This is a genomic window from Brevundimonas sp. (genome assembly GCF_035561115.1).
GTDB lineage: Bacteria > Pseudomonadota > Alphaproteobacteria > Caulobacterales > Caulobacteraceae > Brevundimonas.
Genome location: NZ_DATMYH010000057.1, coordinates 1 through 21,830 on the forward strand (window position 1 = coordinate 1; position 21,830 = coordinate 21,830).

The following is a 21,830-nucleotide window of genomic DNA, read 5'->3' on the forward strand; positions in this document are numbered from 1 at the left end:
CCGCCATAGACCTGCATCACCACCGGATACGTCTTCGACGGATCGAAGCCCGGCGGCGTGGTCATCTGCCAGACCAGGGTCTCGCCGTGGCTGGGCAGCGTCCCGAACGTCACCTGGCCGCGGCGCGAGAGGAACGGATACATCGGATGATCCGCGTCCAGCCGGTTCTCCTCGATCCACCGCACGAAGGTTCCGTCGGCGCGGTACAGGCCCGACTGCATGGGCGTGTCCAGGTCGGTGTAGTTGCCGACGAAGGCCGTGCCGGTCTTGTTGACCGAAGCGCTCCACCAGCCCCCTGCGGGCGTCACCGGCGCCGGCTCGACGGTCCGGCGCAGGGAGGCGCGGAACAGTTGCTGCTCGACCGGCTGTTCCCGACCGCCGCGCATCGAGGCGGTGAAGAAGACCTCGCCCGTGGCCTGGTTGACGCCGTTCAGCGACTTGACCGGCCAGTCGCCGCGCGTGATCGCCCGCAGCCGCCGACCCTCGCGATTGTACAGATACAGGTGCCGCCAGCCGGTCTCTTCCGACGACCAGATGAAGTCGCCGTTGTCCAGCGCCTTGAAGTCGTCCGTCAGCGCCACCCAGGCGTCCGACCGCTGGGTCGAGATCACGCGCGACGCGCCGGTCGCCGGATCGACGCTCAGCAGATCCAGCCGTTTCTGATCGCGGCTCTGGCGCTGCACATACAGGGTGCGGCCGTCCGCGGACCAGTTGACCCGCGCCAGATAGATGTCGGTGTTCTCGCCCAGATCGACCTTGACCCGGCCGCCGCCGACGATGTCGCGCACATACAGTTCGACCACGGCGTTGGGCCGTCCCGCGCGCGGATAACGCTGCTCGACCACCGCGGCCCCGCCCCCGGTGATGTCGAGCCGCGGGACGACGTCGACGGTCGATTCATCGGTCCGCTGCAGGGCGATGTAGCGTTCGTCCGGGCTCCACCAGTAGCCGGTGTCGCGGTTCATCTCTTCCTGGGCGATGAATTCGGCGGTCGCCCAGGTGATCAGCCCCTCGCCGTCGTCGGTGACCGGGGTCTCCGCGCCGCCGGCCAGATCGAGCACGACCAGATCCTGGTCGCGCACGAACGAGACATAGTTGCCCTTGGGCGAGACCTTGGCGTCGATCTCGTCGGCCGGGGTCTCGGTCAGGCGGCGCACCGCTCCGCCCTCACGGCTGGCCAGGAAGATGTCGCCTTCCAGCGGGGCCAGGATATAGCGGCCCTGCTCGTCCCACGAATATTCGACCACGCCGCGCGCGCTGATCCGCATCCGCTCGCGCCGCGCCTTCTCGGCCTCGGACAGTTCGCCCGCGTCAGGAACCAGCGCCCGCGCGTCGATCAGCTTGAACGGCTCGCCGGCGCCGATGGGCGCGGCCCACAGGTCCAGCACGTCCACGTCGTCCTCGCGCGACCGCAGGAAGGCCACCAGCTCGCCATCGGGCGACAGGCTGACCGACTTGGCCACCGGCCCCGACAGGGACGGATTGGCGAACACCCGCTCGGGCGTCAGGATCGCCGGGTCGGCGGCCCCATCCGAACTTTGCGCCATCGCGGCGGTGAACGGCGACAACGCCGCAAGGAACAGGGTGGAGGCGAGGAGTTTGTTGCGCATGAACCGGACGCTAGCGGCTGAAAACTGCTGCGTCATCCCACTTCTTCCTTCTCCCCTTGCGGGAGAAGGTGGCAGGCCGCAGGCCTGACGGATGAGGGGTCGAACCGCCTTGTCCGGCTGGCGATCCGATGCGTCCAGGATCTGCGTGACCCCTCATCCGACCCGCTTCGCGGGCCACCTTCTCCCGCAAGGGGAGAAGGGAAGGATCAGCGCGACACCGCATCCCTTCCGCTTCCGTCCCCCACACCCTAATAAGCCCGCAGATGACCGATCTCGCCGTTTCCACTCCCCCCGCCAAAGCCTCGCCCTTCCACGAGCTGGAGGTGCTGTGGGTGCGCCACTGGACCGACCAGCTGTTCAGCTTCGCCATCGCCCGGCCCGAGGATTTCCGCTTCCGCTCGGGCGAGTTCGTGATGATCGGCCTGCCGGGCGAAGACGGCGGCAAGCCGATTCTTCGCGCCTATTCCATCGCCAGCCCCTCATGGGACGAGCAGCTGGAATTCCTGTCGATCAAGGTGCCGGACGGGCCCCTGACCTCGCGCCTGCAGAAGATTCAGCCGGGCGACACCGTGTTGATGGGCAAGAAGCCGACCGGCACCCTGGTTCTCGACGCCCTGACCGGCGGCGAGCGCCTGTGGCTGATCGGCACCGGCACCGGCCTGGCGCCCTGGCTCAGCGTGGTCCGCGATCCCGACACCTGGGCCCGCTTCGGCCAGGTCGTGGTCTGCCACACGGTGCGCCACGTGGCCGACCTGACCTATCGCGACTTCCTGACCTCGGGCATCCACGAGGACCCACTGGTCGGCGACGAGGCGAAGGCCCGGCTGACCTACTATCCCACCGTCACCCGCGAGCCGTTCGAAACGCCCGGCCGGATCACCGACCGCATCAAATCCGGCGCCCTGTTCGCCGACCTCGGCCTGCCCCAGGGCTTCTCGCCCGAACGGGACCGGGTCATGCTGTGCGGCTCCATGGCCATGATCAAGGAGACGGCCGAACTGCTCGAAACCTTCGGCATGAAGGAGGGCTCGAACGCCGAACCGGGCGACTATGTGCTGGAGCGCGCCTTTGTCGGATAGCGTCACGATCGATCCGCGCACCGCGCCGGAAGCCTGCGCCACCATGGCCGAGGTCCGTCAGGGCGTCGACGCCCTCGACCGCGCCCTCGTCGTCCTGCTGGCCGAGCGCCAGCGCTACATGGACGCCGCCGCCCGCATCAAGCCGGACCGCTCGGTCGTGCACGACGACGCCCGCATCGAGGATGTCGTGTCCAGGGTGCTGACCGCCGCCGGCCCCGCCGGCCTGTCCCCCGCCATCGCCGAGCCCGTCTGGCGCACCCTGATCGACCGTTGCATCGCCCACGAGTTCGAGGTCTTTGACCGCACGCGGGGTTGAGGCAGGAATTTTTTCCTGTTGCCATCTTGTGACGGCGTTGATCCGGCCCATGTCTGAGCCGGGTCTTTGAAACGTTCAAATAGAGGGTCGATAACGAAAGGACTCGCCGTCGGAATTTCCGACAATCTGGCGCGACGGGTCGGGTGCGGAAAGACAGTTCCCTGTCTTTTCAGGCTCCTGGCTTGGCACGGGGGCACGGTTGGCGCCCCGATTTCGAAAACCGCGCCAACCTCTCAGCCCCTCAGCGACCTCAGCATCAGCTCGTGCCGGTACGCCGCCACGTCGCCCAGGGCGGCCTCCAGCGCATCCTGCACCCGCTCCAGCAGCGGCGGCGCCCCGGCCCTGTCCGCCGCCTCCGCCGTCTGACAGGCCTCGGCCAGCGCGCCGGCGCCGATGCCGGCCGCGGCGCCGCGCAGGGTGTGGACGGCGTCGCGCCACCCCTCGTCCCGCACGTCCAGCATCGGCGACCACAGGGCCGCCTGCTGGGCGAACAGGCCCAGCACCTCCTCGCTGATCCCGTCGTCGCCGCCGGTCGCCGCCTCGAGGACGGCGAAGTCGACGGCGCCCGACAGGTCGCGAAGCGCCATCAGCCTTCCTGTTCCTCGCCCTTGGCCAGACGCGAGTTCCGCGACGACCAGACGAAATAGATCAGCAGGCCGATCGCGTTCCAGATCACGAACCACATCTGGGTCCGGGCCGCGAGGCTGAAGAAGAAGACGATGCAGCCGATGATGGTGATCCCGCCCACCAGCCACCACAGCGGCGCCCGGAACAGGCGCGGCCGGTTCGGGTCGCGCACCCGCAGCACGATCAGGCAGACGCCCACAGCCGCGAAGGCCGCGAGGGTCCCCGCATTGGCCAGCGAGGCCAGCTCGTCCAGACGCATCACGCCCGCCAGCGCCGCCACGACGATGGCGGTGAACACCGTCACCACCGCCGGCACGCCGCGCACCGACACCCGGGCCAGACGCCTCGGCAGCAGGCCGTCGCGCGCCATGCCCAGGAAGATGCGGCTCTGGCCGAACAGGAAGGCCAGCAGAACGGTCGGCAGGGCGATCACGGCGCTGGCCGCGATCCACTGGGCCGCCGTCCCCTGCCCCATCTCGCGCAGGATCAGGGCCAGCGGCTCCGGGCTGGCGGCGAAGCTGGCCACGGGCCGGGCGCCGATCGCAGCGGCCGCGACGACCAGATACAGGGCCGTGCAGATCACCATCGAGCCGACGATGCCGATGGCCAGATCACGCTCGGGCCGCTTGGTTTCCTCGGCCGCCGTCGAGATGGCGTCGAAGCCGTAGAAGGCGAAGAAGATGATGGCGGCGGCCGCCATGACCCCGGTCTGGACCACGGGCTGTCCGGTGATCTGCTCGGCGAACGGAATCGCCGGCGAGCCGAAGCCGTTGGGCATGAAGGGGGTGAAGTTGGCCGGGTCGAACGTCGGCAGGGCGATGGCGACGAAGGCGATCAGGGCCGCGACCTTGATGACCACCAGCACGGCGTTCAGCGTCGCGCTCTCACGCGTGCCCAGCAGCAGCAGGCCCGTCACCACGGCGATGATGAAGACCGCCGGCAGGTTGACGATCCCACCCGCCACATGCGGTCCGACCGTCAGCGCCGTCGGCAGGTCCAGCCCCATGCCGCTCAGGAAACCGACCGCATACCCTGACCAGCCCACGGCCACCGCCGACACGACCAGCGAATATTCCAGGATCAGGCTCCAGCCCACGATCCAGGCGATCAGCTCGCCCAGCACGGCGTAGGAATAGGTGTAGGCGCTGCCCGCCGCCGGCATCATGGTCGACAGCTCGGCATAGGCCAGCGCCGCACAGGCGCAGACCAGACCCGCCAGGGCGAAGCTGATCATCACCGCCGGCCCGGCCAGCCCGGCGCCCACGCCGATCAGGGTCAGGATGCCGGTGCCGACGATGGCCCCGACCCCCAGCGCCATCAGGTGCGGCCAGCTCAGCGTCTTCTTCAGCGCATGCCCGCTGTGCGGGGCCAGCATGGCGTCGATCGAGCGCCGGCGGTTCCAGAAGGCCATGGTGCGTTTCCCCCGTCGCCGCTCCCCGGCGGCTGATTCAGCGACCCTAGACCGTCCTGCGGCAAACCGGAACGGGTCGCCAAATCCCCTTGCGCGCGAGCGGCATTCCCATTAGGTACGCCCCCTCGCCGACGCCGGTCCCTGACTGGCGCAGGTCGGGACGGCGCGAGCCTTGCGAGGCTCGGCCGGACGAATGGTCCGGGTGATTAGCTCAGTTGGTAGAGCAGCTGACTCTTAATCAGCGGGTCGTAGGTTCGAACCCTACATCACCCACCATCGTCCTTCCCTCTCCCCTCCACCCCGCCTAGGCTCCCCCCTTCTTCGCACTGGGGGGCTTCTACATGCGGCGGATCGGGCTGACGGCGGTTCTGGCCATGGCGCTGGCGGGATGCGCCACCGCACAGGAGGCCCCGCCCCCTCCGCCGACCCCGTTCGAGGCCGTCGACCCCTTCATCGGCACGTCGGGCAAGGGCCACACCTTCCCCGGCGCCGTCGCGCCCTTCGGCATGGTGCAGCTCAGCCCCGACACCGACTACCGGCCGTTCCGCCAGTCCTATGACTGGGCCTCGGGCTATCGCTACGACGACCCGACCATCCTGGGGTTCTCGCACACCCATTTCTCGGGCACCGGACATTCCGACCTCGGCGACGTGCTGATCACCCCGATCTCGGGCGAGGTCAGATGGGACCCCGGCGCGGCGGACCAGCCGGGCTCGGGCTACCGCTCACGCTACAGCAAGGCGTCGGAAGTCGCCGAGCCCGGCTATTACGCCGTCAGCCTGACCGACTCGGCCGTGCGCGCCGAACTAACCGCCGGGGTGCGCGTCGGCCTGCATCGCTACAGCTTCCCGCGCGGCGCCCCGGCCCGGGTGCTGCTCGATTTCCGCGGCTCCATCTACGACTACCCGGGCAAGGTGCTGTGGTCGCGCATCCGCCTGCATCCCGACGGCACGGTCACCGGCTTCCGCGAGACGCGCGGCTGGGCCCCGGCGCGACAGCTCTATTTCGCCATGCGCTTCTCGCGCCCCATGGTCGGCCATCAGTTGCAGGACCGCGACGAGGCCATCCCCTACAACGGCTTTCGCCAGCCGGGCCGCGCCCCCGGCGACCGCGACCAGGTGCAGGGCCGCCAGCTCGAGGCCGCCTTCGACTTCGGCGAGATCGCCGGCCCCCTGCTGGTCAAGGTCGCCGTCTCGTCCGTCGACGAGGCCGGGGCCATCCGCAATCTGGACTCCGAGGGCGGGAATTTCGACTTCGACGGCACGCGCGCCGCCACACGCCGCGCGTGGGAGCAGGCGCTGGACGTGGTCCAGATCGAGGCCGCGCCCGAGATGCGCACCACCCTCTACACCGCCCTCTACCACGCCCTGATCGCGCCCTCCGTCCACGGCGACGCCGACGGCCGCTGGCGCGGACCCGACCAGCAGGTTCACCAGTCCGACTTCACCGTCCATTCGACGTTTTCCCTGTGGGACACCTTCCGCGCCGAGCATCCGCTGCTGACCCTGGTCGCCCCGCCCGCCCGCAACGCCGACATCGTCAACTCCCTGATCGCCGCGCAGCAGGTCAGCCCGTACGGCATCCTGCCCGTCTGGTCGTTCCACGGTCAGGAAACCTGGACCATGATCGGCTATCACGCCGTCCCGGTCATTGCGGACGCGTATCTGAAGGGCGTCCCCGGCATCGACGGCGCCGCGGCCCTCAACGCCATGACCGCCAGCGCGACCTACCGGCCCTATGGCGGCCTCGGCGACTATATGGACCTCGGCTACGTCCCCATCGACCGCGAGCCCGAGGCCGCCTCCAAGACCGTCGAGTACGCCTATGACGACTGGACCATCGCCCGCATGGCCGAGCGGCTGGGCCGGAACGACGTGGCCGCCCAGTTCGACCGCCGCGCCGGCAACTGGCGCAACACCTTCGACCGCGACACCGGCTTCGTCCGCGCCCGTCTGGCCGACGGCTCGTATCGAACGCCTTTCGACCCCACCGCCATCAACTACGGAAGCGACTACACCGAGGGCAACGCCTGGCAGTATTCGTGGTTCGCGCCCCAGGACCTGGGCGGTCTCGTCGGCCTGATGGGCGGCGACGCGGCGACGGTGGCGAAGCTGGACGCCATGTTCGACTTCGACAACACGGGGCTCGACTACTCCCACGCCGAGGACATCGCCGGCCTGATCGGCCAGTACATCCACGGCAACGAGCCCAGCCACCACACCGGCTATATGTACGTCTACGCCGGCGCCCCGTGGCGCACCCAGGCGCGGCTGACGCAGATCGTGACCAGCCAGTACCACGCCCGCCCCGACGGCCTCGCCGGCAATGACGACGTCGGCCAGATGTCGGCCTGGCTGATGTTCACCGCCATGGGCTTCTATCCGGTCACCCCGGGCTCGAACCAGTACGTCATCGGGCGGCCGTTCACGGACCGGACGGTCCTGAACCTCGCCAACGGCAAGCGGTTCGCCATCGTCACCGACGGCCTCGCCGACGACCACCCCTACATCCAGTCGGTCGCGCTGAACGGCCAGCCGCTGGCCCGGACCTGGATCGGGCACGACGAGATCATGGCGGGCGGGGAACTGCGCTTCGTCATGGGCGCGGAGCCGAACACGACCTGGGGCGTGGGGGCGGAGGCGCGGCCGTATTCAATGACGGGGTACGGGCAGTGAAAGCGCCGATGCGCTTTCAGAACGCGGATTTGGTGTTTGCTCGGGACACCCTCGTCACAATCGTTCGCGCCGTGGCCATCAAGCGCGCCATCGAGGCATCGAAACCGCACCCAACGGCGACATTCTGGCACGTGATCAATGGTGGCTTGTTCGATACCGCCATTGTCGATTGGTGCATCCTGTTCGGCTCCGACAACCCGGACCAACAACGCCTACACTGGAAGAATATGTTTGATGCGGACGAATTCCGCACTGGATTACTGGCAGCGCTCGGAATGTCGCGCGAAGCGTTTGCTGAATATCGCGAGGTGTTGAAAACGTACCGAGATGAGAATGCCGCTCATCGAGACCTCGACCCCAAGACCGAGACCTACCCAAATATGGACGTAGCTTTGGAGTGCTGCTTTTTCTATTTTGAGCGACTGACAGAACGATTTACCGAGGCCTACCCCGCTCGAGAAAACCCCGATCTGCGCCTAGAGTATGAGCGCAACTTCGCGGCGTTCAGCCGGATTGCGGAAGTAGCGGTGGCGGCGACAAGAGACAGTCACCTCCTCGGAGGCTAACCCCCCACAAACCCCCTCAGCACGTTCGCCTCCGTGCTCAGCACCAGCTTGCCCAGGTCCACCCGCTTCGGCTCGGCGAACATCAGGTAGTAGTATTTCATCTGCTCGGACCACCAGTAGCCGGGGCAGTTGTCGCCCTGGGCCATCGGCCGGGTCGTGATGTCGGCCAGCGAGGTGTAGCCGTACGCCGCCTTCGACGTCTCCTTCATCGCCCGATAATGCAGCGCCGTCAGCGCCCGATACCGCTCGTCCCGGTCGCCCAGCCACAGGTTCAGGCAGGCGTCGGCGAACTCGGGCCGCAGGCCGGTGCGCTTGCCGCGGGGCAGGCCGGTCGTGACGTCGATAGACTCGGGGATGATGGTGTAGCGCGCCTGCATCTCCGTATAGCTGGCCAGGAAGTCGTCGCCCTCGGCCCTGCGCCCCACCTGCCCCAGCAGCCCCGCCAGATAGCCGCCCAGCACCGTCTGCGACGTCCCCGTCACCGCCCCGGTCTCATAGTCCACCATCGGGAACCACAGCCGGCCATCGTAGCGTTTTCCCTGATGGGCGATCATCGCCGCCAGGCACTCCTCGGCCCAGAGCTTCATCTCGGCGTCGCCGAACATCTCCCAGCTGTCCCAGAGGTATTCGTAGAAGCTGTCGGCATAGACGTCGATCGAGGCGTTGCGGCTGGTGAACTGGCCCGTCTCCGCATGGATGTTGGCCGCCATCAGCCCCTTGTCGGACCGCATGTCGAGCGCGTGCTTCATCGCCCGCTTCGCCGCCGCATAGTATTTCGGCTCGCCCGTCAGCTGGCCCAGCAGGCCGAACTCGGTCGCATAGGTGCCGATCTCGGCCAGGTTGGTTTCCGGATCGCGCACCGCCCCCGTCTTCAGGTTCACATAGCGGTACGGCAGGCCGTGCGGCGAGGCGTCGAACGCCTTCATCAGCCGGTCCGCCAGGTCCTTCGCCTTGTCCAGCAACACCGGATCGCCGCAGGCCAGATGCGCCGACAGCAGGCCCCCGACCAGCCGGATATTGGTCTCGAACACCTGGGCAAAGCCGTCGATGTCGAAGTCCAGCCTGGCCTTGACCCAGTCGACCCCGGCCTGGAACTCGTCGTCCAGCTCCATGATCCACAGGGTGTCCAGCGCCTCGACCAGCGACAGGCCCAGGTCATGGCCGTCGATGAAGAAGGACTGCGAGGTCCCGCTGACCGGATTGATCTCGTCCTTGCCCCAGGCCCGGTCGACATAGTGGTCCCAGGCCCATCTGAACTCGGCCTTCACGTCCGCGCCGAGGGCGGCCCAGTCTTCCGACTGCGCCAGGACGGGCGGGCCGGTCAGTCCGGCGACGGCGGTTCCGCCCATCAGGGACAGGGCGTGGCGGCGGTTCGGGGATCGGATCATGCGCCACCCTGACCCGAGGGCGTGGGCGACACAACTCCGTGCATCCCGGCGAAAGCCGGGACCCAGTGTTTTGGGTGATTCAGCGGCTGCGGGTGTGCGCTACCCGATGTCCTCAAACGCCGGCGTCAAGCTGGACAGAACTGGGTCCCGGCTTTCGCCGGGATGATCGGAAGAGGGATCAGGTGCGGCTCGCCGCCAGCCTTGGCGCCATCATCCACGGCGGCTCGGGCATCGACCGACGCGCGGTCGTCTGCGCCCGGGTCCAGCGCTCGTGCAGGTCGGCGAAATAGGGATCGTCTTCCTCGATCCGCCGCTGGTCGCCGCTGACGAAGCCGCGCCGGATGGTGATCAGGTCGAACGGCGCCCCGACCCCGACGTTGCTGCGCATGGTCGTCGAGAACGAGATCAGGCCCAGCTTGACCGCCTCGGCCAGCGGGGAATCGAAGGCCAGGCCGCTCTCGAGGATCGGCTTGCCGTACTTGGCCTCGCCGATCTGCAGATAGGGGGTGTCGCGCCCGCACTCGATGAAATTGCCCTGGCTGTAGATCAGGAACAGCCCCATCTCGCCGCCCGCGATCTGGCCGCCCAGCAGCATCGAGGCCGAGGTGTTCAGGCTGTCGGCCTCCAGCGCCGGCGCGATCGACAGCCGCACGCTGCGCAGGGCATGGCCCAGAACCTGGGCGCAGCGGAACAGGGTCGGCGCCGTCTCCAGCGTCTCGGGCTCGTCGCCGACATTCAGGTGGACGCCCTCTTTCGCCATGGCCAGGGCCGTCTGGGTGACCGACAGGTTTCCCGCCGTGCAGACGCCCAGCACCCGTTCGCCCGGGCGGTCGACGACATGCAGCTTGCGATAGGACGAGATGTTGTCGACGCCCGCATTGGTGCGGGTGTCGGCGATCATCGCCAGACCCTCTTCGACCAGCATTCCCACGCAATAGGTCATGCGGCGCGCCATTCCTGAACGGCAATCATGACGGCGACGGTATCAGATTCGCGCGAGGACGGCGCCCGCTTCCACCCGGCCCTACGCCTGTTGCTGGCTCTGTTGCATGTCCGCATCACGCACGTTCAGCCGCACCGCCAGCCGCTCGCCGCCCCCGCCGTAGCTGGCGCCCCGAACCGGGGCCGCGCCCAGATAGTCCAGACCGGTCGCGACGCGCACATAGCGCTCGGTTGAGCAGATGCCGTTGGCGGGATCGAAGCCGACCCAGCCCAGATCCTCGATCCAGGCCTCGGCCCAGGCGTGCCCGGCCTCCTGGTCGTCCTGCCCGTCGCGCCGCAGCAGGTGGCCCGAGACGTATCGCGCCGGCACGCCCATCTGGCGGCAGCAGGCGATGAAGACATGGGCGTGGTCCTGACAGACGCCCCGGCCCAGGGCGAGGACCTCGGACGCCGTATGCGTCGGCGTCGTCACCCCGACCTCGAACGCCACCGAGCCATGAATGCCCGCCATCAGCCGGTGCAGCCGCTCCAGCGGCGGATGGGCTGAAAACTCGGACGCGAAGACCGAGATCAGCTTGTCGCGTTTCGTCAGCGCCGTGTCCCGCAGGAACACCAGTGGCGACAGCGTCTCCTGATCCCGCGGCACCACCCCGGCGGTCTCGGTCGTCACCACCTCGCCCGACACCCGCACCGTCAGGCTCTGGGTCGGCTGCTCGGTGTAGAGCGTATGGACGATGTTGCCGAAGGCGTCCTCTGACTTGCGCAGCCGGGCGTCAACGTCGGTCTCGACCCGCCAGTGCCGCACCTGCTGCGCCTCGGACGATCGGGGCGACAGCCGCAGCGTCTGGATGATGAACCGCGCCGCCCGGTCGTAGGCGTAGGTGGTCGCGTGATCGATACGGATGCGCACAGGTCAGCTCAGATACTGGTCGTGGATCGCCTGTCCCAGGCGGCCGTTCTCGCCGAGGAAGGCCTGGATGTATTCGTGCAGGCCCGACTGGAAGATGGCCTCGATGCGCGATGAATCGAACGCCCGCATCCGTTCCGCCGCCAGCCTCTGCGCCGGCCCGCGCCGGCCGTAGTCGTTGGCCAGCCGCTCCAGATAGCGCACGATCGACGCCTGACAGCTGGCCAGCGAGCGCGGCATCTGCCGGTTCAGCACCAGCAGATCGGCCACCAGCCACGGCTTGACGCTGTCCCGGTACACCCAGCGATAGGCCGTCAGCGCCGACACCTCGCGCAGCAGGGTGGTCCACTGGAAATAGTCCAGCTGGCCCCCGACCCGTTCGCCCTCGGGCAGCAGCAGATGATATTTCACGTCCAGCAGCCGCGCCGTGTTGTCGGCCCGCTCGATCGCCGCGCCCAGACGCAGGAAGTAGTAGCCGTCGTTCCTCAGCATGGTCCGGCTGGTCGCGCCCTCGACCGACAGGGTGACCGTCTTCACCCACTCCAGGAAGCGGGCGAAGTCGTCGCGCCGGGTCGGCTGGCCCTGTTCCTCCAGCCCGTTCCACGCCCCGTTGATCGCCTCCCACAGCTCGACCGTCAGCGCGGTGCGCACCGATCGCGCATTGGTCCGGGCCCGGGTTATACAAGCGGTGATCGAGGAGGAATTGTCGGGTGCGAAGGCCAGATACTCGCGCACCGATTTCTCGGTCGGCGACCGGCCCAGCGCCCTGGGTGCCCCGGCCGAGGCGAGGGCGCTGGCCCACACCGTCCCGGCGTCGCCGTCACCGCGCGTCGGAATGGCCGCCAGCCTCAGCGTCGCCTCCAGAATCCGGGCGAGGAAGTCCGCCCGCTCGATATAGCGGCCGGTCCAGTACAGGCTGTCTGCGGTGCGGCTCAGCATGTGCAATAACCGTGCATCCCCGCGAAGGCGGGGACCCAGGTTTGAGCGGCTGGCAGGCTGACTGGGCGAACCGGCGCGGCGTCAAACACCGGCGGCGCGATTAAAGCCTGGGTCCCCGCCTTCGCGGGGATGCACGGAAGAAAGTGCTCAAACATCCAGCACCCAGGTGTCCTTGGTTCCGCCGCCCTGGCTGGAGTTGACCACCAGCGAGCCCGGCTTCAGCGCCACCCGCGTCAGCCCGCCCGGCGCCACCCTCACCCCGTCCGGGCTCGACAGCACGAAGGGCCGCAGATCGACGTGGCGCGGGGCCAGCTCGCCCTTGTCCAGCGTCGGCGCGGTCGACAGCGCCAGGGTCGGCTGGGCGATGAAGTCGTCCGGGTCGTTGATCAGCTTCTTGCGGAAGGCTTCGATCTCGCTTTTCGACGCCGCCGGTCCCACCAGCATGCCATAGCCGCCCGACCCGCCGACCTCCTTGACCACCAGCTGGTCCAGCTTGCCCAGCACCTCCTTCAGCGCCTCCGGCTCGCGGCAGCGCCAGGTCGGCACGTTCTTCAGGATCGGCTCCTCGCCGGTGAAGAAGCGGATGATCTCGGGCATGTAGGTATAGACGGCCTTGTCATCGGCCACGCCCGTGCCGACGGCGTTGGCCAGGGTCACCGTCCCCTCCTGATAGGCCGTCATCAGCCCCGGCACGCCCAGGGCCGAGTCCGGCCGGAACGTCAGCGGATCGAGGAAGTCGTCGTCGATGCGCCGATAGACGACGTCGACCTGCTGCCGTCCCTGGGTGGTGCGCATGAACACCTTGCCGTCGTCGACGAACAGGTCCCGCCCCTCGACCAGATCGACCCCCAGCTTGTCGGCCAGGAACGAGTGTTCGTAATAGGCCGAGTTGAAGGGCCCGGGCGTCAGCACCACGATCGTCGGATCGGCCCCCGCCGCCTCCGGCGCGCAGGCCCTGAGCGACGCCAGCAGCATGTCCGTATAGGTCTCGACCGGCCGCACCGGATAGTCGGCGAACAGGTCGGGGAACAGCCGCATCATCATCTCGCGGTTCTCCAGCATGTAGGAGACCCCCGACGGCGTGCGGCAGTTGTCCTCCAGCACGTAGAAGCCGTCCTCGCCCGTCCGCACCAGATCGACGCCGGCGATATGCACCCACACCCCGCGCGGCGGCCGGCGGCCCTGCATCTCGGGCACATAGTGGGGATTGGTCAGCACCAGCTCGGGCGGCAGGATTCCCGCCTTCAGGCACTCCTGCGGGCCATAGACGTCGGCCAGGAACAGGTTCATCGCCGTGACCCGCTGGATCAGCCCGGCCTCGAGCCCGGCCCACTCCGACGCGCCGATGATGCGCGGCACAACGTCGAAGGGGATCAGCCGTTCGCTGGATTCCGCGTCGCCATAGACGGCGAAGGTGATCCCCATGCGGCGGAAGAACAGCTCGGCCTGGCGCGAGCGCGCCTGCAGCAGGCCGTCGGGCGCCTCCGCCAGCCAGCGGGCGAGCCCACGGTAGCTGTCGCGGACCTCCGACCCATATCCGGGCGTCCCACCTGACATCTCGTCGAACGCCATGCCGCTCCCGCTGCTCTGAAGATCCCAGCGTGACCCGACAAGCGCCGCTGAGGCAACAGGAATGTTGCGGCGCGACAAGCGTTCCGGCCCGCTCCCAGCGACGGCGCCTGGCGGCGTCCACGGACGGTTCGTCACCGGAACGCCGTCGCAGCTTCACCGGGCCGACGCGCGGCTGTCGCGAGTGCGGCATGAACCACGGCTACGCCGCGCCATCCAATCGCAGGGGGCTGCCATGATTCATCGCGTTCAACGGACCAACATCCTGCTCGGCGCCACCGCGCTGGGCCTCGTCTGGGGCCTGGCCGGCGCGGCCTCGGCCCAGGATGCAGAGCCGACCAACCTGGACGAGGTCATCGTCACCGCACAGTTGCGCGAGCAGAGCGCTGCGGAGGTTCCCTTCGCCCTGACGGCGCTGAGCGGTGAAACGCTTCAGAATCTCGGCGTCCAGGACTTCGAGGAGCTGTCGGCCTTCACCCCCGGCCTGCTGGTGCAGAACCAGTCGCCCAACAACCCGGGCTTCGTGATGCGCGGCATCACCTCGGACTCGGGCGAAGCCACCAACGAACCGCGCGTCTCGGTCTATCAGGACGGCGTCTCCATCTCGAAATCGCGCGGCTCCTACGTCGAGCTGTTCGACGTCGAACGGATCGAGGTCGCCAAGGGCCCGCAATCGACCCTGTACGGTCGCGGCGCCCTGATCGGCGCGATCAACGTCATCCAGAACAAGGCCGATATCGACGCCGTCGACGCGGCGGGCCGCCTGGCCTTCGGCAACCTCGGCTACACCATGGCCGAAGTGATGGTGAACGCCCCGATCAACGACATGCTGGCCTTGCGCTTCTCCACCCGGATGAAGACCCGCGAGGGCTATGTCGAGAACCTGCTGGGCGGGCCCGACTACAACGGCTTCCAGACCTACGCCTGGCGTCTCGGCCTCGCCTTCCAGCCGAACGACGCCTTCCGCTACGACCTGATCGCCAACTATCAGACCGACGAAGGCCCCGGCACCTCGTTCAAGGCCATGGCCTACTCCCCCGCCGACCCGACGACAGGCGCCGTTCTCGGCGGCCGCGATCCGTGGGACGGCGCGGCCCTGACGCCCTCGGGCACGTTCGACGGCGGCAAGCCGCTCGGCCTCGACCGCACGGTTCATGGCGTCACCGGTATTGGTCGCTTTGACTTCTCGGACGCCCTGACCCTGACCTCGACCACCGCCTGGCGCGAGTTCGAGTCGTATGAGGCCTTCGATCCCGACGGCATCTCCCTGCCCCTGCTGTTCGCGGGCGAGGACGCCCAGGGCAAGCAGTTCAGCCAGGAGCTGCGCCTGAACTGGGACAACGGCGGCGCCCTCTCCGGCTTCATCGGCGCCGGCTATTTCAACGAGGAAGGCTTCCAGCGCACCCCGACCGAGTTCAACGAGCGCGTCGCCCTGGCCCAGCTGGCGGGCCTGCTTGATGGCAACCCGGCCGCCGTCGGCACGACCGCCCTGCCCCTCGCCGCCTTCTCCAGCCCGGCCCTGATCGACCCCATCCTGGCGGCATTCGGCATCCCGGCCCCCTTCATCCCGGGCATTCGCAACAATCTGAAGTCCTCGCACACCGAAACCGCCACCAACTCCAGCGAACTGGAATCCTTTGACCTGTTCGGCGATGTGACCTGGCGTCCGACCGACCGGCTGGAGTTCGCCCTCGGCGTCCGCTGGACCCAGGACGAGAAGACCACCGGCATCTCCACCTCCACGGAGAACGGCCGTTCCATCCTTGGCGGCCTGCTGGCGGTGCAACAGGTGCAGGGTCAGATCGCCGCCCTGATCGCCCAGGGCACGCCCGCCGCCCTGGCCCAGGCCGCCGCCCTCGGGGCCTTCGCCAACGGCGTCGTCTTCCAGCTGGCCCAGCCCGGCGCCGCCACCGCCCCGGTCACCGCCGCCTTCCCCCTGTTCGGCCTGACCTTCCAGCCGACCGCCGGCAACGGCTCCACCGTCAGCCAGGATCTCGAGGACGACGGCGTGACCTGGCGCGCCACGGCCCGCTACGCCCTGACCGACGACGCCAACCTCTATGCCAACTACGCCCGCGGCCGCCGTCCGGCCGTGCTGTCGCCCGGTACGCCGGCCGCGCCCTTCGCCGCGCCGGCCTTCACCTTCGTCGATGAGGAACTGGTCGACAGCTACGAGGTCGGGGCCAAGACGGCGACGATGGGCGGCGCCCTGCGGCTGGATGGCGCGGCGTATTTCTACGACTACACCAACTTCCAGACCACGGTTCAGGTCGGGACCCAGTTCTTCACCACCAACGCCGGCGAGGCGACCGCCTACGGCTTCGAGGGCCAGGCCTTCTTCAGCCCGATGGACAGTCTCGATCTGTTCGCGACCTATGCGTACAACCACTCGCGGTTCGAGGCGGGCATCTTCGACGGCAACAAATTCCGCCTGTCGCCCGACCATCGCGCCTCGGTCGGCCTGACCTGGCGCGTCCCCCTGTTCGGCGGCGAGTTCGAGGTCCAGCCGACGTACAGCTGGCAGTCGGAAACCTTCTTCGACAACGACAATGACCGCGCCGACCTGCAGACCGGCAACTTCGTCCCCGACACCGCCGTCGACGAGGTCCAGGAGGCCTACGGCCTGCTGAACCTGCGGGTCCGCTACGCCCCGTCCGACGCAAACTGGGGTCTGGAGGTGTTCGGCGACAACCTGCTGGACGAGCAATACATCAAGGACGCCGGCAACACCGGCGACGGCCTTGGCCTGCCGACCTTCATCGCCGGCGAGCCGCGCACCTACGGCGCCACCCTCAGCCTGCGCTACTAGGAGCCACAGCGATGACCTTGCACCGCCGCGACCTTCTCGGCCTGTTCGGCGCCGGCGCGGCCGGGGCGGCTGTCCCCGCCGCCGCCCGCGCGTCCTCGGCCGCCGCCTTTGCCCACGGGGTCGCCTCCGGCGATCCTCAGCACGACGGCGTGGTGATCTGGACCCGCGTCACGCCGCAGGACCCGTCCGTCCGCGCGGTGCGCGTCGACTGGTCGGTCTGGCGCGACAGCGACGCGGCGGCCTCGGTCGCCTCGGGCACGGTCGAGACCGGGCCGGACCGCGACTTCACGGTCAAGGTGCCGGTCACGGGCCTGCTGCCCGGCGTCGAATATCGCTACGCCTTCACCGCCGGCGAGACCCGCTCGCCGCAGGGCCGCACCCGCACCCTGCCCGCCGGCACGACCCCCGAGGTCGTGCTCGCCGTCGCCTCCTGCCAGCTCTACCCCGGCGGCCTGTTCAACGCCTGGGACGCGGTCTCGAAGCTGGAGCGGGTCGACGCCGTCGTCCACCTGGGCGACTACATCTATGAATACGGCGCCGAGCCCGACGCCTACGGCATGGCCTCGGGCGCCCCGCTGGGCCGCATCCCCGCGCCGGCCCACGAGATCGTCTCCCTGGCCGACTACCGGACCCGCCACGCCCAGTACAAGTCCGACCCCGACCTGCAGGCCGCCCACGCCCGCGCCCCCTTCATCTGCGTCTGGGACGACCACGAGATCGCCAACGACGCCTGGACCGCCGGGGCCGAGAACCACACCCCGGCCACCGAGGGCGACTACGCCACGCGCAAGGCCGCGGCGCTGAAGGCCTATTTCGAGTGGATGCCGATCCGCGAACCCGCCGCCGGCCTGACGCCCGAGGCCATCCAGCGCAGCTTCGACTTCGGCGATCTGGCCAGCCTGCTGATGGTCGAGACCCGCCTGCTCGCCCGCGGCGAACAGCTGACCTGGGAGGCCGACATGCCGGTCGCCGACGGCCGCCCCGACGTCGCCGCCTTCCAGACGAAGCGCAACGACCCGGCCCGCGACCTGCTCGGCGACGCCCAGCGCGACTGGATCAAGTCCACGCTTCAGGCCTCCCGCGCCTCGGGCACGCCGTGGCAGGTCATCGGCAACCAGGTGGTCATGGCCCGGGTCCAAGGCCCCGACCTCACCCGGATGGCCAGCCCGACGCAGATCGCCGGCCTGCTGGGCTCCCTACCCGCGGGCGTCCGCGCCCAGGTCCAGCAGTCGATCGAGCTGTTCAAACTGGGCGTGCCCTTCAACCTCGACAGTTGGGACGGCTATCCCGCCGGCCGCGAACGCCTGTACGCCGCCTTCGCCGAGGCGGGGGTCCAGCCCATCGTCCTGGCCGGCGACAGCCACGCCTTCTGGGTCGACGACCTCAAGGACGCCGCCGGCGCCCGCCGCGGCGTCGAGTTCGGAACCAGCGCCATCTCCAGCCCCTCGCCCGGCGACGCCGTCCCCCGCATGCCGCTCGGCGCCGCCCTGATGCAGGCCAATGACGAGGTCGTCTTCTGCGACCAGTCGGCCAAGGGCTACGTCCTGCTGACCCTGACGCCGGATCAGGCCAGGGCCGAACTGCGCACCGTCTCCACCCTGTTCGCCAAACCCTATGAAGCGGGCGTGCTGAAGACCTTCACCGTGGCGAGGACGGCGGACGGTCTGGGGGAGATCGTGGAGGCGTAACGCACCGCGAGAAAACCGTCTCCTCCCTGTCGCGAAGCGATGGGGAGGGGGACCCCGAAGGGGTGGAGGGGTATCCGGCCCCGGGTTCGTGCGGTTGGCGCCCCTCCACCGCTTCGCGGTCCCCCTCCCCACGCCAAAGGCGCGGGGAGGAGACATCGGCGCCGGCCTACTGCCCCGCCCTCGGTCCCGCGTTCTTCACATACTGGTCCAGCCAGCGGGTCATCTCCCACAGGGTGTGCCCCACCGATTCCCGCGCGCGATAGCCGTGGGCCTCCAGCGGCAGGACGACATAGCGCACCGTCGCCCCCTGCCCCTTCAGCGCCGCATAGAACCGCTCGGACTGGATCGGGAAGGTGCCCGAATTGTCGTCGGCCTCGCCGTGGATCAGGAGGATCGGCTCATTGACCTTGTTGGCGTAGGTGAAGGGCGACATCTCCGTATAGGTGTCGCCGGCCTCCCAGTAGGTGCGCTGCTCGGCCTGGAAGCCGAACGGCGTCAGGGTCCGGTTATAGGCGCCGGACCGCGCGATGCCGGTGCGGAACAGGTCGGTGTGCGCCAGCAGGTTGGCGGTCATGAAGGCGCCGTAGCTGTGTCCGCCCACCGCGATCCGGTCACGGTCGGCCACGCCCATGCCGACGACGGCGTCGACCGCCGCCTGGGCGCTGGCTTTCAGCTGTTCGATATAGGTGTCGTTCGGCTCGGCCCCGTTGACGCCGACGATCGGCATCGAGGGATTGTCCAGCACGGCGTAGCCCTGGGTCAGCAGGAACAGATGGCTGATCCCGCCCGGCCGCGTGAAGCGGTTGGCGGCGTCGACCACCTGACCGGCCACGGCGGCGTCGGTGAACTCGGCCGGATAGGCCCACATGACCAGGGGCAGCGGGCCGTCGCGATCCTTGTCGTAGCCGGCCGGCAGATACAGTTCGCCCGACAGCTGCACCCCGTCGGCGCGCGCATAGCTGATCGTCTGACGCGTCACGCCCGCCATCTGCGGCGCCGGATCGGGGAAGTGTGTCAGGGCGTCCGGCTGGCCGGCGGTCAGGTCGCGCACGAACAGGTTGGGCGGATCGTTGCGCGTCTCGCGGCGGGTCACCACCCGGCGACCCTCTTCATCGAGGAAGCCGACGACGGTTTCATAGTCCCCGCTGGCCGAGGTCCACAGCCGCTGCGACTGGCCGTCGGCCAGGTCCATGGCGGCCAGGAACGGATACTCGCCCGCGCGCGTCGCTCCGGCGCCGGTCATCAGCACCCGGCCGTCCTGCGCAAAGCGGATGACGGGGAAGCCGTTGTCGTTGGGCTCGGTCACCGGGAAGCCGGGGTCGTTGTACCGATCCTGATAGTTGCGCTCCAGCAGGACGCGGCCCGTTCCCGGGTTCGACGGATCGACCACAAACCGGGTCTCATGCCGGTTGTTGAACCAGCGGCTGTAGACCAGGGCGGTGTCCGCATCGCCCCAGGTCACCCCGGCGTAGCGTTCCTTCAGATTGATCAGCGGAACCGGCGCCCCGCTGAACGGCGCGGCCAGGGTGAAGACGCGGTCGCGGACCTCGGCGGGCGTGCGCGGATCGCCGCCGTCCTGGGCCTCGGTCCAGACCAGGGTCGCCGGGGCGTCGGCGCGCCACTGCACCGAGCGCGGGCCGGGCGCCACGGCGTCGAACGGCGTCGGGATATTGTCCCTCAACGGCAGGTCGGCCACGCGATGAACCACCCGGCCGTTCAGGTCCGTGACCACGACGTCCGCCGGGAACAGGCCGGCGGGCACGACATAGCTGTAGGGCCGCTTGACCATCGTCTGCAGCACATGCCGGCCGTCCGGCGACACGCTGGCGCCCAGATAGATGGCCGGCGCGCCCAGCGATCGGGCCGCCCCGTTCAGCGGCACCAGCGTCAGCTGCGAAGTGAAATAGTGATCGAACAGGGCCTCGTCGCCCGGATCGGTCAGCAGGTCCTGATAGGTCCGCGCTGGCGCCGCCCGGCCCATGCTCTCGGCCACGGTCGGACCGGCGGGCGGACGCGACACGTCCGGCGCCGCGCCGCGGCCTTCGGGCGTCATCCGCACCATCAGGCCCGAGCTGTCGGGCAGCCAGTCGAAGGCCCCGCCACCCGCGGCGTTGACCCGCGCGTCCGTCAGCTTGCGCGCGCGGCCGCTGGCCACGTCCACCGTCCACAACTCCAGCCCCGTCGGCGCGTCCATCAGCAGGACCAGAGACCGGCTATCTGGCGACCAGCTGGGCGACAGGAAGCGGGCGTTCGCCGGAAGCTCGACCGTGCGCGGGCCGCCGCCCGCGACCGGCTGGAAGCTCAATCCCGTCAGCCAGGTCACGCGGCTGTTCGCCGGCCCGTTGTTGCGCGGATTGATCCGGTATCCCGCCAGCCTCAGCATAGGCTCGGCCAGTTCGGCGATCGGCGGGAGATTGGCCCGGTCGTAGAGGGCCAGCGTCCGGTCGTCGGGCGACAGGCTCGGCGTCGGCGTCGGCTTCGTGTCCAGAATCTCCGCGATCGGCGACGGCGGCTGCTGATAGGTCAGTCCCTCCTGCGCCAGCGCAGGCCCGGCCACGGCGGCCAGCAGGACGAAGACGGGCAGGGCCCGACCAAGCAGATGACGACGCATATGGAATTCCCCGAACTGATCGCCCTCTCCCCGGGGCGCCGCACGCTAGGGGCCGAAGCGAACGGGGGTCAAGGCCGCCGGCCGCCTTCCCTGCCGCGCATGGTCGCGCCCGTCATGGCGTAGCAGCTGGCCCGGCTGGGCCGGTCGCCGTGCGGTCCGCCGTAGGCGGCGCGGACCGAGCACAGGTCGGCGGGGCTCAACCGCCCCTTCCAGCGCTCGGGGTTGCAGTAATTCATGACCGAGGCGGGATCGTAATACTGCTCGTCGGCGACCTCGGCCTCGGGCGTGCTCTGGCGGGCGACGCAGTCGGGCGCGCGCGGGCTGACATGGTCGTGCGAAAAGCCCAGGGCGTGTCCCAGCTCATGCAGGGCGTCGGCATAGAAGCAGCCCTCGCGCCCGACCGTCCCGCGCCGGCCGCAGATGCGGTTGGTGACCAGATAGTCGGCGTTCAGCGTGATCGTCCCGCCGCGCACCAGATTGACGCCCAGATGGCTGGACGAGGCGAACAGCTCGGGATCGTGCTCGATCCGCACCGGGATACGGCGCGGGCCTGACCCGGGCGCCGGGCAGGCGGCGAGGATGTCGAACTCCACCCGGGCCACAGCCTCCCAGGCGGCGGCGGCGTCCATCACCTTCTCGCGGGCCCAGGCGTCCCCCTCGGCCGGCGCCTCGAAGCACATCGGCACACGCCCC

General features: G+C 69.1%; 16 protein-coding genes and 1 tRNA gene. 7 read left to right on the forward strand and 10 right to left on the reverse strand.

Going from position 1 to position 21,830, the window contains the following annotated elements; all coding sequences use genetic code 11:
• Positions 1–1,610: DPP IV N-terminal domain-containing protein (locus tag VN378_RS07190; RefSeq protein ID WP_325742360.1), on the reverse strand; the 1,610-nt coding region annotated here is incomplete at its 3' end.
• Between the two features lie 263 nt (positions 1,611–1,873).
• On the opposite strand from VN378_RS07190, the gene VN378_RS07195 reads away from it, so the two are divergent.
• Both VN378_RS07195 and VN378_RS07200 read left to right on the forward strand, forming a co-directional pair.
• Positions 1,874–2,689, forward strand: a complete 816-nt coding sequence (locus tag VN378_RS07195; RefSeq protein WP_325742362.1) for a ferredoxin--NADP reductase — start codon at positions 1,874–1,876, stop codon at positions 2,687–2,689.
• A complete protein-coding gene (locus VN378_RS07200; RefSeq protein WP_325742364.1) occupies positions 2,661–3,005 on the forward strand; it encodes a chorismate mutase in 345 nt (114 codons plus the stop codon). Before VN378_RS07195 ends, VN378_RS07200 begins: the two co-directional genes overlap by 29 nt.
• Positions 3,006–3,238: 233 nt before the next feature.
• Here VN378_RS07200 and VN378_RS07205 read toward each other — a convergent pair whose 3' ends face one another.
• Together VN378_RS07205 and VN378_RS07210 are read right to left on the reverse strand one after the other, a co-directional pair.
• The gene (locus tag VN378_RS07205) at positions 3,239–3,592 is read right to left on the reverse strand and encodes an Hpt domain-containing protein (RefSeq protein ID WP_325742366.1); all 354 of its coding nucleotides are present in this window, start codon (positions 3,590–3,592) and stop codon (positions 3,239–3,241) included.
• Positions 3,592–5,043: an amino acid permease gene (locus VN378_RS07210; protein WP_325742368.1), complete on the reverse strand. Its 1,452-nt coding sequence runs from the start codon at positions 5,041–5,043 to the stop codon at positions 3,592–3,594. The genes VN378_RS07205 and VN378_RS07210 overlap by 1 nt, the downstream gene beginning before the upstream one ends.
• 200 nt (positions 5,044–5,243) lie before the next feature.
• On the opposite strand from VN378_RS07210, the gene VN378_RS07215 reads away from it, so the two are divergent.
• The 3 genes from VN378_RS07215 (at position 5,244) to VN378_RS07225 (ending at position 8,284) form a co-directional block, all read left to right on the forward strand.
• Positions 5,244–5,319: transfer RNA gene (locus tag VN378_RS07215), tRNA-Lys, on the forward strand.
• Positions 5,320–5,384: 65 nt separating this feature from the next.
• Entirely contained in the window at positions 5,385–7,718 is a 2,334-nt protein-coding gene (locus VN378_RS07220; protein WP_325742370.1) for a GH92 family glycosyl hydrolase, read from the forward strand.
• Positions 7,719–7,726: 8 nt separating this feature from the next.
• Complete coding sequence (locus VN378_RS07225; protein WP_325742372.1) at positions 7,727–8,284, forward strand: hypothetical protein; 558 nt, start codon at positions 7,727–7,729, stop codon at positions 8,282–8,284.
• On the opposite strand, the gene VN378_RS07230 is transcribed toward VN378_RS07225, so the two are convergent.
• The 5 genes from VN378_RS07230 to VN378_RS07250 form a co-directional block, all read right to left on the reverse strand.
• Positions 8,281–9,672 (reverse strand): glycoside hydrolase family 47 protein, encoded by a 1,392-nt coding sequence (locus VN378_RS07230; RefSeq protein ID WP_325742374.1) that lies wholly within the window; start codon positions 9,670–9,672, stop codon positions 8,281–8,283. The genes VN378_RS07225 and VN378_RS07230 overlap by 4 nt on opposite strands.
• Before the next feature lie 178 nt (positions 9,673–9,850).
• Entirely contained in the window at positions 9,851–10,627 is a 777-nt protein-coding gene (locus VN378_RS07235; protein WP_325742376.1) for a peptidase, read from the reverse strand.
• A 69-nt stretch (positions 10,628–10,696) separates the two neighbouring features.
• Positions 10,697–11,524: a transglutaminase family protein gene (locus VN378_RS07240; RefSeq protein WP_325742378.1), complete on the reverse strand. Its 828-nt coding sequence runs from the start codon at positions 11,522–11,524 to the stop codon at positions 10,697–10,699.
• Between the two features lie 3 nt (positions 11,525–11,527).
• Positions 11,528–12,460, reverse strand: a complete 933-nt coding sequence (locus VN378_RS07245; protein ID WP_325742380.1) for an alpha-E domain-containing protein — start codon at positions 12,458–12,460, stop codon at positions 11,528–11,530.
• A gap of 147 nt (positions 12,461–12,607) precedes the next feature.
• Positions 12,608–14,032, reverse strand: a complete 1,425-nt coding sequence (locus VN378_RS07250) for a circularly permuted type 2 ATP-grasp protein (RefSeq protein WP_325742383.1) — start codon at positions 14,030–14,032, stop codon at positions 12,608–12,610.
• Between the two features lie 232 nt (positions 14,033–14,264).
• On the opposite strand from VN378_RS07250, the gene VN378_RS07255 reads away from it, so the two are divergent.
• Together VN378_RS07255 and VN378_RS07260 are read left to right on the forward strand one after the other, a co-directional pair.
• Complete coding sequence (locus tag VN378_RS07255) at positions 14,265–16,838, forward strand: TonB-dependent receptor (RefSeq protein WP_325742385.1); 2,574 nt, start codon at positions 14,265–14,267, stop codon at positions 16,836–16,838.
• Between the two features lie 11 nt (positions 16,839–16,849).
• Entirely contained in the window at positions 16,850–18,526 is a 1,677-nt protein-coding gene (locus tag VN378_RS07260; RefSeq protein ID WP_325742387.1) for an alkaline phosphatase D family protein, read from the forward strand.
• Positions 18,527–18,692: 166 nt separating this feature from the next.
• Here the strand turns inward: VN378_RS07260 and VN378_RS07265 are convergent, their stop codons facing one another.
• Together VN378_RS07265 and VN378_RS07270 are read right to left on the reverse strand one after the other, a co-directional pair.
• Entirely contained in the window at positions 18,693–21,137 is a 2,445-nt protein-coding gene (locus tag VN378_RS07265; protein WP_325742389.1) for an alpha/beta hydrolase family protein, read from the reverse strand.
• A gap of 68 nt (positions 21,138–21,205) precedes the next feature.
• Positions 21,206–21,830, reverse strand: a 625-nt coding sequence (locus VN378_RS07270) for a hypothetical protein (RefSeq protein ID WP_325742391.1), incomplete at its 5' end; no start/stop codon positions are given.

Coding starts and splice junctions, on each gene's coding strand:
- VN378_RS07195 (WP_325742362.1), top strand. CDS start 1,874: ATGACCGATCTCGCCGTTTCCACTCCCCCCGCCAAAGCCTCGCCCTTC.
- VN378_RS07200 (WP_325742364.1), top strand. CDS start 2,661: ATGTGCTGGAGCGCGCCTTTGTCGGATAGCGTCACGATCGATCCGCGC.
- VN378_RS07205 (WP_325742366.1), bottom strand. CDS start 3,592: ATGGCGCTTCGCGACCTGTCGGGCGCCGTCGACTTCGCCGTCCTCGAG.
- VN378_RS07210 (WP_325742368.1), bottom strand. CDS start 5,043: ATGGCCTTCTGGAACCGCCGGCGCTCGATCGACGCCATGCTGGCCCCG.
- VN378_RS07220 (WP_325742370.1), top strand. CDS start 5,385: ATGCGGCGGATCGGGCTGACGGCGGTTCTGGCCATGGCGCTGGCGGGA.
- VN378_RS07225 (WP_325742372.1), top strand. CDS start 7,727: ATGCGCTTTCAGAACGCGGATTTGGTGTTTGCTCGGGACACCCTCGTC.
- VN378_RS07230 (WP_325742374.1), bottom strand. CDS start 9,672: ATGATCCGATCCCCGAACCGCCGCCACGCCCTGTCCCTGATGGGCGGA.
- VN378_RS07235 (WP_325742376.1), bottom strand. CDS start 10,627: ATGGCGCGCCGCATGACCTATTGCGTGGGAATGCTGGTCGAAGAGGGT.
- VN378_RS07245 (WP_325742380.1), bottom strand. CDS start 12,460: ATGCTGAGCCGCACCGCAGACAGCCTGTACTGGACCGGCCGCTATATC.
- VN378_RS07250 (WP_325742383.1), bottom strand. CDS start 14,032: ATGGCGTTCGACGAGATGTCAGGTGGGACGCCCGGATATGGGTCGGAG.
- VN378_RS07255 (WP_325742385.1), top strand. CDS start 14,265: ATGATTCATCGCGTTCAACGGACCAACATCCTGCTCGGCGCCACCGCG.
- VN378_RS07260 (WP_325742387.1), top strand. CDS start 16,850: ATGACCTTGCACCGCCGCGACCTTCTCGGCCTGTTCGGCGCCGGCGCG.
- VN378_RS07265 (WP_325742389.1), bottom strand. CDS start 21,137: ATGCGTCGTCATCTGCTTGGTCGGGCCCTGCCCGTCTTCGTCCTGCTG.